At 55.9% G+C, this 11,642-nt stretch carries 9 protein-coding genes; all 9 read left to right on the forward strand.

All coding sequences use genetic code 11. The features are described from left to right. The first annotated feature begins 245 nt into the window (after positions 1–245). Positions 246–1,052, forward strand: coding sequence for a hypothetical protein (locus RBH33_RS14280; RefSeq protein WP_306732889.1), 807 nt, complete (start codon positions 246–248; stop codon positions 1,050–1,052). A gap of 137 nt (positions 1,053–1,189) precedes the next feature. After that, the gene (locus RBH33_RS14285; RefSeq protein ID WP_306732890.1) at positions 1,190–2,608 is read left to right on the forward strand and encodes a response regulator; all 1,419 of its coding nucleotides are present in this window, start codon (positions 1,190–1,192) and stop codon (positions 2,606–2,608) included. A gap of 65 nt (positions 2,609–2,673) precedes the next feature. Then, a complete protein-coding gene (locus RBH33_RS14290) occupies positions 2,674–4,236 on the forward strand; it encodes a hypothetical protein (protein WP_306732891.1) in 1,563 nt (520 codons plus the stop codon). Between the two features lie 158 nt (positions 4,237–4,394). After that, a complete protein-coding gene (locus tag RBH33_RS14295; RefSeq protein WP_306732892.1) occupies positions 4,395–5,123 on the forward strand; it encodes a class I SAM-dependent methyltransferase in 729 nt (242 codons plus the stop codon). A gap of 35 nt (positions 5,124–5,158) precedes the next feature. Beyond that, entirely contained in the window at positions 5,159–5,917 is a 759-nt protein-coding gene (locus tag RBH33_RS14300) for a hypothetical protein (RefSeq protein ID WP_306732893.1), read from the forward strand. 218 nt (positions 5,918–6,135) lie between these two features. Further along, entirely contained in the window at positions 6,136–8,184 is a 2,049-nt protein-coding gene (locus RBH33_RS14305) for a M3 family metallopeptidase (RefSeq protein ID WP_306732894.1), read from the forward strand. A gap of 3 nt (positions 8,185–8,187) precedes the next feature. Beyond that, positions 8,188–9,813 (forward strand): peptide ABC transporter substrate-binding protein, encoded by a 1,626-nt coding sequence (locus tag RBH33_RS14310; RefSeq protein WP_306732895.1) that lies wholly within the window; start codon positions 8,188–8,190, stop codon positions 9,811–9,813. Positions 9,814–9,816: 3 nt separating this feature from the next. Beyond that, on the forward strand, positions 9,817–10,746 hold the full coding sequence (locus RBH33_RS14315; RefSeq protein WP_306732896.1) for an ABC transporter permease: 930 nt from the start codon (positions 9,817–9,819) through the stop codon (positions 10,744–10,746). Positions 10,747–10,748: 2 nt separating this feature from the next. Beyond that, the gene (locus tag RBH33_RS14320; protein WP_306732897.1) at positions 10,749–11,642 is read left to right on the forward strand and encodes an ABC transporter permease; all 894 of its coding nucleotides are present in this window, start codon (positions 10,749–10,751) and stop codon (positions 11,640–11,642) included.

The following is an 11,642-nucleotide window of genomic DNA, read 5'->3' on the forward strand; positions in this document are numbered from 1 at the left end:
TACGAAGCACTCCTGCGTATTGCCTTAGCTGTTTGTTTGGCTATATGATGTCAGCCCATTTGCGTCAGCAACTAACCATGACTACTCAACGTTTTGTCGGTGAATCATCAGATCGCCACCTGCTCAAATAGGAACCAGATCAACAATTGCACTCGCCAGTGCCACTAGAATGACAACTGCGAATGACTGCGTAGAATTACTACACAGCAGTACAGAACAAATGGATGATAGACAGGGAGTTTCGTATGCCGTCTTTACACTCAACGCTAATGGCACTCCGTCGAGCAACTCTTATGTTTGTGCTCGGCCTTTGCGCCACAATTGCCAACGCCGACACAGAAACCCTTTCCCAAGGTGTTTACGTCAAAACCCCAGAAGGATTAATCCCGGTGCGGCCTATCGGGGGCATCAACGGCCTGAACTACGATTTTGGTCGTTTTTTAATGCATATGCCGCAAGTTGAGGCGAATAGAACCGTTGAGTTCATCGTCTATCAGTCGGATTTTTCTCCCTATTGGTCCGACGCTGAATTGCGCAGCATAAAGTCCCCGGCCGCTGGACAACGGCTGATGCCCGCCCACATCGACAAGCTGGCCGATGGAAAATACCTTCTACAATACGAAATCTCCAGCCATGCTCACACCTTTGTGGTGCTTGATACCGGCTGCTGCCGAAGCAATGTTTTTGGCGTATCCCTTACCGACACGAAAGCGTCCATTAAAGAGATCTATTCCGACGAATCGCTCAACCCTGTGTCGGCAGAACACACCCTTGCCAGCATTGTTCGCGGTGCGCCTGAAGATGCCGAGCTATCCAGCTTGCACGCTCAATGGCAGAAGCGCATTGTCATCCAAGAGGCCAGGGAGCACTTTGAGCATATCTCCTATCTTTGGCAGCAATACGAAGAAGCCGAGGACCCGGTAACGAAAGTGGAGTCCCTTCAGGCCGTGAAGCAATCGGCGCAACAATACGTCATCCAGTATCCCGACGGTGCAAACGCTGAGGAAGTTACGGAGTTCCTTTCTTCCGCACAGGTCCGGCTGGACATCTGACGTTTCACTCGGCTGCAGGCTCTTTTCAGAGAGCAGCCGAACTTTCAACGCTAACCGATTGAGATGCACCTCGTTTTTTAGAGGAGGCTTGGCTAACACGGGTCCATCCCAATCGTTCATCCGGGGAAGTAGACACTATGGCAACGAAACGCGCTCTTATTGTTGACGATTCGAAAACCGCACAATTCCGTTTAAAAAAGCTACTGCGCGAATACGATCTTACAATTGTCGCCGTGGACTCAGCGGAAGCCGCCTTGAGTTACTTGTCCAGCAACGTGCCTGATGTTGTGTTCTTAGACCATATGATGCCGGGCTTAGACGGATTTCGTGCCCTGCAAATCATTAAATCTCACCCGGTCACTGCCCGTATTCCGGTCATTATGTACACCTCAAAAACCGGCGACGTCTACGCAAGTGAGGCTCGATCGCTGGGCGCCTTGGATATTCTCAACAAAGACAGCATTAACGCTGATGAATTGCGTGCCGTCTTAGCTTCAATCCAGATTTTTCCAGACGAGCGGCCAGAGAGAGAATTGGCGCCAGCGCCGGTTCCCGAACAGGCGCCACCAACGGCTGCAACGCTGAGCAGCGGTGACGATCTACTTTCTGTTGAACTACGTCTGCGGGAACTTGAACGGGCAATCGAAGACAACCGCCGCATGGTTACCTCGCGCCTGGTTCGTGAAATTCAGGCCGTTCGGCATGGCTTGCGCAAGGTATTGGGAGAAGTCGCTGAACTGAAACATCAACGCGTCGCGGCCCCACCGGCGGCCCCTAACCCTCAACCCCGCGCCAAGAAAAGAGCCGGACGCTATTGGTCGGCGATGGCCACTGTTTTATTACTGTCCGCGGTGGGCGCATCCTTGTATTGGGCACCGGAAATTTACCAAAAAGTTGACCGAGTGGCCGCCATGGTTCAAGAAGAAATCAGGCAATATACCGATTCGAGAGACAGCGCTCGGAACGAGCATGCGCTGAGTAGTGAGGCAGGGTTCTCCGCTCGGCCAAGCTCTCAAGCTTTCGTGCAGATGCCCGCCATGGTCGAAGCGGATCGCAGTATGGATTTACTACCGGAGTTATCCTGGGCCTTTAATCAAAGCAGTATTCAGGACTTTCATGCCGAAGGTCTGGACCCGATGCTGACCAAACGACTGGACGAACTGGCATCCCGCTTGGCGCACAGGCACTTTCAGGGAACGATTGAATTGCAAGTCAGCGGTGGCGACTTTTGCGTGGTTACTAACTTAAGTGGTAAGCCTCGACTGCCGCACAGTGGAGCCCAAATGCGTGACTGCATGTTGATGAGTGAGCTGTACGGTGCCAAAGCCACCCAGAGTAAGGCCCAACGATTGCGCTCTGCACTGTCGGAATTGACGGCGGTGGATGAGCGGCGCATTACCGTCACCATTTTGCCCGTGAGTGAAACGTTTGAGGCATACCCCGTAATGGATGCTCGCACACCCGCCAGAGACTGGAACGAAGCGGCCCGCCAGAATAACCGCGTGCTAGTGCATTTAAAGCCGGACACAACCACCCAAACTGCATTGAGACAATAAACCTCAGGTGCAGGGGTGGATGACGGTGTTTGAACTTTACACCGTCATAGATCACACTCATTAGGATGATCAACTCAGCCTCTGCCACGGCGGTAGCCGAAAACCACACAAGCAATACCCGCTGTTACTGGCGGGCATTGCTTGTTGGCGCCAGCCTGGGAATCACGGCCTGTGCTGGCCCAGTGGTTCAAACCCCACCCATTTCCGAACACAACACACCGCTCGCGGCCTGCGAAAGCTTTTACCGACACTTGGATAACGCCGCCCAGGAGGCGCAAGTCATTGACGCCAGGGCGCAACGGGTTTCCGGTGCGCCCTACTTGCGAGTGTCACGCTTTTTGGCCAGCTTTGAACCGGACACATTAAGTCCGGAAGCCTACGCGAGCTGGCTAGGCCACCTCAATGTTTTGGCCAACCAGGGATTAACCAAAGAATGGCACCGGTTGCCAACATCACAACAGGAGGCGCTGCGTGATTATTGGCCAAATCGAAACGACGACATCACGCAAACGCTGACCGACTGTGGCCAACATTTGGTGCAACACCTTACCGAAAGTCCGCGTATCTCAGCGTTGGAAGCACAGGATCATTATCAGACGTGGAAACGTTTTCTGGGGCTCTACCCCGTAGTGGCCTTACCCTTTCGCTGGGGCGTGGTGCGCGAGCACCGGGACATAGCGAACAGCCAAGAGCGCCATCAACAGTTGCTGCAAGACGAAGAAGCCCTGGAAAACTGGCAGCGCTTTGCAGCCCCGGGTGCGGCAAATAACATCCCTCGTGCGCTGGAAGCGCTGCGCAGAAGCGAGTCTGATGCTTTGGGAATCCCTGAGCTCGACGGACCAACCCGCCGGCTGCTACTGGAAGCCTTCGCACCCTCTTTGGCCATTGAGGAGGCGGGACCGGACGGCTTGGCGAGCAACGATCGACCGCTTTTACTCACTGCGTCAACTGAAGGGCAGATCAGCGGCGATCATTCCCGTCCGACTCTTTATACCGAGATCAATCATGGCCGCTATCAAAATGGCGTAACCACCCTTCTGAGCTACAGCGTGTGGTTCTCCGAACGCCGTCCGACACACCGCCTGGATTTACTGGCAGGCCAATTTAACGGCGTGACTTGGCGCGTACATTTGACCGACCAGGGTGAGGTGCTGGGCTACGACAAGATGCATTTGTGCGGTTGCTGGTACCAGTTCTACCCCGCGGCGGGCTTCCAGGCCCTGCCAGATCTGCCTTTTCTCCAAGAGCCTTTTTACCTGGGCACCAGCCTTGAGCCGCACTCGGCACACACCCTGTGGCTTGAGGCGAATACCCATAGCCTGTTGGGAGTCAGTGAACGGTCACCCCAGAGCCGTAGCCGCGCGCTGGCATTGAGGGAGTATAACGAGCTGCGCGCGCTGCCCGACAGCCGTGGCGGCTATCACAGCCCTTTTGATGCGGAGGGGCTGATTCCAGAATCCAGCCGCCCGGAGCGGTACCTGTACTGGCCAATGGGCGTGGCCAATACCGGTGCTCTGCGCATACACGGCACCCACGCCATTGCGTTTGTGGGGCGGCGCCACTTTGACGACCCTTGGTTGCTGGATGAACTGAATCTCACGCGCACAGCTCCAAACGCTGACGAGTGAAAACAATGACAGCGGTTCAATACCCAGGAAGGGGAGGCCTTAAAACGAGTTTGGAAACGCTAGGCATCTTTTCTTCCGATTTACGGGCAAATACCCTATAGTCCTTCGCGTCGACCAGCTCTGCTGAGCTGGGTCCTGAATGCTCACTGTTGGATGTTATGTCTTACGCCGATCTTACTACCCGCGATCAAAACGCCTTTAAACGCTGGCTTCAACGACGCCGCTTTGCCGATGCCCTTAAGGTGTTTCGTAAGCACTCCGAGGCAGCAGCACCCTTAAAGGTTATGGATTATGGCGCGGGCAACGGCGAGCTTATTCGGCAGTTGTCCGAATTGCAGCCGCTTGAGGCGACGGTGTTCGAACCCACCCCGGCGCTAATGAAAGAAGCCAAGAGCCATCTTGCCGATCTAGAAACGGTGAGTTTCGCCCGCTCTTTGAAGAAAGTGCCCACGGATCACTTCGACTACGTATTCTGCCTGGAGGTGTTTGAGCACCTTCCGCCCGAGCAAACTGAGCACGCCATTGCTGAAATACATCGCCTACTCAAACCCGAAGGACTTGCCGTAATCGGCGTCCCTCACGAGCTGTTTCTCCCAGCGCTGCTCAAAGGTGTGTTTCGCATGGGGCGCCGCTACGGCGCTTTCGACGCCCGGCCCGGCAATATACTGTCGGCTTGTCGCGGTAGAGCGCCTAGCGAACGGCCCACCACGGAAATAGCACCGGGCAAACCCTACCACCCGCACCATCTCGGGTTTGATTATCGACGGCTCGAACAACTCCTACAGCAGCGCTTTCAACTCAAGGCGCGCTGGTTCAGCCCCTTCCCGCTACTGGGCGCCAGCCTGAACTCAGAAGTGTACTTCCTCCTGCAAAAAGTGCGACTATAGACCTCTGTCAAAGCGATAGACGCGAAGAGGGAACAATGAACAGTCGACGAGCGTTTTCTTGCGCCCTACTAGTCTCAGCGGCCCCCGCACTGACGCAGGCCGAGCCATTTACCGATCAATTTAGCCTGGAAATAGAGACGGGGCCGGCTTGGTTTAGCCGCAACGACGTGCGCATCCCCAATGAGGGAGGCACTCGCTTTGATCTGCTGGATTTGACTGGTAGTGGGCCCGAGCCTTACGTTCGTTTATATGCACACTACCAGTTTGACGAAAACCACTCCGTGCGCCTTAATCTGGCGCCACTGGAAATCAGCGGTTCCGGCCGTTTTGACCAGGATGTGGTTTTTCAGGACTCCAACTTTTCGGCGGACGCCCACACCGACGGCCTCTACCGTTTCAACACCTACCGCCTGACCTACCGCTGGATGTTTCGTCGTGAGGGCCGGTGGGATTTGGGGCTGGGCGCTGCGCTTCTGGTTCGCGACGCCAAGATCGAACTGCGTCAAGCCGGCTTGAGAGAGCAGGACGATGACCTTGGCTTGGTCCCGCTTTTGCATTTCTATGGCGCCTATCACGTCAACGAACGGACTCAATGGATTATCGATATTGAAGGCGCCGCGGCCTCGCAAGGCCGGGCAATTGATGCCTCGCTTAAAATTCAGTACACCTTACCGGATGACAGCTGGTACCTTTCTGCCGGCTATCGAACCCTCGAAGGTGGGGCGGACAATGATGAACTTTATACTTTCGCTTGGGTGCATTACGCCTCGTTTGGCATCGGATACAATTTCTAAAAAATCCGCCATTCCGGGGCACTTCGAGTGGCCTATGGCATCATAAACAAACGCTTAACGTCGCTCACCACTCCAGGAACCTGCCTTGTGAAGGCCACAAGCCGCGCATAGAATACCGGAATCACAACGTATCGAAGCGGAAGGAAAGAGGACTTTAGCAAGGCATTCTTTCCAGGCTACTCGGTAGCATCACAACAACTGACTCTACGGGGAAAAACATGGCAACTGCATCCACTCTAAAACAAGGACCCGTCAAGCTGGCTGGCATCTGGGTCGCCATAGCCTGCCTGACATTGGTGGCTTGTGGGCAGCAACCGGCTCAGCCTGACGCCCCCGAAGACCCCAAATGGCCTCAATTCGAGGACGAGGATGCGCAAGCGTACATTGATCAGTGCCAAGCGAACTTAGAAGCGGCGCAGTTGCAATTTGCCTCTCTGGAAACGTCCCCCACGCCGATGACCGACGCTGTGCTGCTGGAGCAGATCAATAAGCTGGATATCATGACCAACCGCATTGCCGGCAGCGCGAGCCTGTACCGCAATGTTCACCCCAACCCTCAAGTCCGCGCCGCCGCTGATACCTGCCAGCAAAATCTTGTGCCACTGGGTACGGATATTGGTTTGTCCCGGCCGCTGTACCAACGTGTGAACGAAGTGGATCTGGATGCCCTGGACGCACTAGATCAGCGTTTCGTTGAAGATATGTTGCTCGGTTTCCAACGCGCCGGTGTCGACCGCCCGGAAGTGACCCGGCAGCGCATTCGAGAGTTAAACGGTGAAATCAATAAACTTGGCCAGCAATTTAATGCCCATATCCGCGAGGATGTCCGTAAACTGGAAGTAGAGTCAGCCGACCGGCTCGCCGGCCTCCCTCAGGACTACATTGACGCTCGCGTCCAAGAAGATGGCACCGTAGTAATTACCACCGATTACCCCGACTATTTCCCAGTGATGCAGTACGCGGAAGACGACCAGCTACGTTACGAGCTATACAAGCTGTTTCGCCAGCGGGGCTACCCACAAAACGACAAAGTGTTGCATGAGCTGCTCACCGCCCGCCACGAACTGGCCACCCTGCTCGGCTACCGCCACTACGCTCATTTTGTTACCGAAGATAAAATGATCGAGACGCCGGAACATGCGCAGGTGTTTATCGACCGTATTAGCGCCATCGCCGATTCCAGAGCCCGTTACGATTACGAAATCCTGCTCGCACGTCAGCAGGAGATTGACCCCACCGCGCAGGTCGTGGGTGACTGGCAAAAAACCCACCTGGAAGAGTTAATCAAGCAGGAACTGTTCGATATCGACTCCCGGGAAATCCGCTCTTACTTTCAATACGACCGTGTTCGCCAGGGCATTTTTGACCTGACCGAAACCTTATTCAACGTACGCATCGTTCCCTGGGACACAGAGACCTGGCACGAATCGGTACACGCCTACGAGATGCTGGATGGGGACGAAGTCATCGGCCGTTTTTACCTGGATATGCACCCGCGCGAAGGCAAGTTTAATCACGCCGCCGCTTTCACCATGCAAAGTGGCGTCAAGGGTCACCAGCTGCCCATCGTATCTTTGGTGTGCAACTTTCCGGGCGGTGAAGGCAGCTCCGGCTACATGGAGCATTCGGATGTCAAAACCTTCCTGCATGAGTTCGGCCATTTGCTGCACGCCATTTTTGGTGGTCACCAGCGTTGGTTGAGCATGTCCGGCGTGCGCACCGAGTGGGATTTTGTGGAAGCGCCCGCACAGATGCTTGAGGAGTGGGTGTGGGACGCGGAGACACTCTCCAAGTTTGCGCGCAACGCGCGCGGCGAAACCATCCCCGTGGAATTGGTGGAGAGAATGAACGCCGGGCGCGATTTTGGCCGGGGTCTGTTCGTTCAACACCAAATGTTCTATGCCGCGTTGTCGCTCAACCTCTACAACCGTGACCCGGAAGGCCTGGACTTGACCGAAACCGTTCGTGAGCTGCAGGAACAATACTCGCCCTTCCCCTACGTGGAGGACACCTATTTCCACACCGCTTTCGGTCACCTCTACGGTTACTCGGCGATTTACTACACTTATATGTGGTCCCTGGTGATCGCTCAGGACATGTTCAGTGAGTTTGAAGAGCACGGCATGCTTAACACCGAAGTGGCCCAACGCTATCGGGACAAAGTCCTGGCCCCCGGCGGCAGCCGCGATGCCGCCGATTTGGTGGAAGATTTCCTGGGGCGCCCCTACAGTTTTGACGCCTTCGCTCGAAGACTTGAGGACAAGTAATACATGACATTGCAACGCTACTCCCGCTTTATTCTCGCTCTCGCTGGCGCCTTATTGCTCAGCGCCTGCTCTGACGGCCAGAGAACCGCCGTGGAAATCGGCAACGAGCAGCAGATCCTCCATATGGGCAACGGTGATGAACCTTCCGATGTGGACCCCCACACCACTGTGGGTATTCCCGAACGCCAAATCCAACTGGCACTGTTTGAAGGCCTGGTGAGCAAAAGCTCCGAAACCCTGGAGATTGAGCCGGGCGTAGCCCACTCCTGGGACATTTCCGAAGACGGGTTGGTGTATACGTTTTACTTGAACGAAGAAGCGCGCTGGTCTAATGGTGACCCCATCACCGCCGAACACTTTGTCTGGTCGTGGCGACGCGCGCTCTTGCCCGGCCTAGGCAATCAATACGCCTATTCTCTGTACAGCATCAAAAACGCCGAAGACTTTCATCGGGAACGCATTAGCGATTTCGACGAAGTGGGCGTAACCGCTGTGGACGAGCGCACCCTGCGCATCGAATTGGAAAGCCCCGTGCCCTACTTTTTGGAGCTGCTGGAGCATCACAGCTTCTACCCCGTGCATCCGCCTACCATTGAACAATTCGGGCGACCGGACCAACGGGGCACACGCTGGACCCGGCCGGAAAACTTCGTGGGTAACGGTGCCTTTACTCTGAAATCCTGGGAGCCCAACCGTGTGCTGGTGGTGGAAAAAAACCCTCACTACTGGGATGCGGACCGGGTATTACTCAATGAGATCCACTTCTACCCGGTGCAACAACCCGCCACTGAAGAGCGCATGTTTCGCGCCGGGCAATTGCATATCATCAACCTCCTGGCAGAGGAGCGCGTGCCCCGTTATAAGAGCGAGGAGCACCCCGCCTTGCGCAGCTTCGCCAACTACGCCACCTATTACTACGAATTCAATACCCGGGTAGAACCACTGGGCGATCCGCGTGTGCGCCGAGCCCTGAGTCTGTCCATCAATCGGGAACAGATTACCGATCAAATGTTGCGCGGTGGCCAGCGGCCCGCTGAACACTTCACGCCCCCAGGAGCCGGCTACGAAGCGCGCGCGCGCGTCCCCTACAATCCCGAAAAAGCGCGTGAATTGCTGGCCGAAGCTGGTTACCCAAATGGCCAGGGCTTTCCAACTCTAACCATTTTGTATAACACCCTGGACGTTCACGAGCGCATAGCGGTGGTCATTCAACAAATGTGGCGCCAGGAGTTGAACGTCAACGTCACCCTGCGCAATCAGGACTGGCGCGTCTATCTGGCGAGCAAGCGCGGCGGTGACTATCACATCGCCCGTTCCGGATGGGTAGCCGATTATTATGACCCGAACACCTTTCTGGATATGTTTCTCTCCGACGGCGGCAACAACGATACCGGCTGGTCGAACGAGCGTTACGATGAGTTAATTGGTCGAGCGGCGCGCGCCGAGGATACCGAGCAACGTATGGAATACTTCCAGCAGGCCGAAGCCATACTGCTTGAAGAAGCGCCCATCGCACCCATTTACTTCTATCAGTACAATCACTTGGTATCGCCCTCCGTCCGCGGCTGGCACAGCAATGTTATGAAGCACGTCAACTACAAAGGGGTCTACCTGGAGTCTCAGCCATAAGCCATGTTGCGTTTTTTGTGTAAGCGACTTGCTCTGGCCATACCGGTCATGTTGGTGGTCATCACGATCACCTTTTTCCTGATCCGGCTCGCCCCTGGGGGGCCGTTTGATCAGGAGCGAAACGTGCCGCCGGAAGTCATGGCCAACCTGCACGCCCAGTACAATCTGGACGCGCCAGTGGTACGCCAGTACTTTGACTACCTGGGGGATTTGCTTAGGGGTGACCTCGGTCCCTCTTTCCGCTACACCACCCGCAGCGTGAACGAAATGATCGCCAGGGGCTTTCCGGTCACCATGGAGCTGGGCCTCTACGCCATTTTGTTTGCCTTGCTAGTGGGGATGCCGGCGGGGATTATCGCGGCCATGAGACCGAACAGCCTTCAAGACTATGTGCCCATGTCGGCGGCCATGGTGGGGATCTGCCTGCCCTCTTTTGTTCTGGGGCCGATCCTCATGCTGATCTTTGGGATCTGGTTGGGCTGGTTACCGGTGTCCGGTTGGGGCTCGACGCCCGGAGACAAGATTCTACCCGCCATTACCCTCGGCTCCACCTACGCCGCTTATATCGCCCGAATTACCCGTGGCGGCATGTTGGAAGTGCTATCCCAGGACTATATTCGCACCGCGCGGGCAAAGGGTCTTTCCACCTGGCGAGTCGTGATGGTGCACGCCCTGCGCGGCGGCGTCACACCGGTGGTCTCTTATCTGGGGCCAGCCCTGGCCGGTTTGCTGGCCGGCTCTTTCGTGGTGGAAACCATCTTTCAGATTCCCGGCCTGGGGCGCTTTTATATTCAAGCGGCCTTTAATCGCGATTACACCATGATCATGGGTACCACGGTGTTCCTGGCCGGGTTGATCATTCTGTTTAACCTGATCGCCGACGTTATTTTGGTGTGGCTCAATCCACGGTTGCGTCAGGAGGCGGGTCACTAGCCATGCAGAGAATCACTGAGCAAACCGCGACCGAACCCGTCCTGGAAGAAGGTTCATCCCTGACCCGGGACGCCATGCACCGGCTGTTCAAAAACCGTCTCGCTCTGGTCAGCGCCGGATTTCTGTTGCTGTTAATTCTGGTGGCGCTGCTGACCCCCTGGATCGCCCCTTACGCGTATCAGGATCAGAACCTTTTGCTGGGCGCCAGCTCGCCCTCAGCGCAGCACTGGCTCGGTACCGACACCCTGGGCCGGGATCAGCTCACCCGCATCCTCTACGGCACGCGCGTCTCTTTGATGGTTGGCTTCGTCGCCACCGCGGTGGCCCTGGGCATCGGCGTGCTTTGGGGCGCAACCGCTGGCTATTTGGGCGGGCGCGTCGACAACGCCATGATGCGCATTGTGGATGTGCTCTACGCCCTACCCTTTGCCATTTTCATCATCCTGCTTACGGTCATTTTTGGCTCCAGTATGCTGCTGCTGTTTTTAGCCATCGGTGCAGTGGAATGGCTGACCATGGCGCGCATCGTGCGCGGCCAGGTGCTGACCATCAAACGCCAGGAGTACATTGAAGCGGCCATCGCCATGGGCCTGTCCCGCTGGCGAATCATTCGCCGGCATGTGATCCCCAATGCGGTTGGCCCCATCATCGTGTACACCACCCTGACCATTCCCAGCGTTATTTTGCTGGAATCCTTTTTGAGCTTTTTAGGCCTGGGCATACAGCCGCCGCAAAGTTCTTGGGGATCTCTCATCTCTGACGGCGTGGAGAATATGGAAAACTACCCCTGGATGCTGATCTTTCCAGCTCTGACCCTGTCGGTCACTCTGTTCGCGTTGAACTTCCTGGGCGATGGCTTGCGCGATGCCCTCGATCCACGAGCCTCGAAGGATTAA

It is taken from the genome of Marinimicrobium hydrolyticum (assembly GCF_030848505.1).
Classification (GTDB): domain Bacteria; phylum Pseudomonadota; class Gammaproteobacteria; order Pseudomonadales; family Cellvibrionaceae; genus JAVDDU01.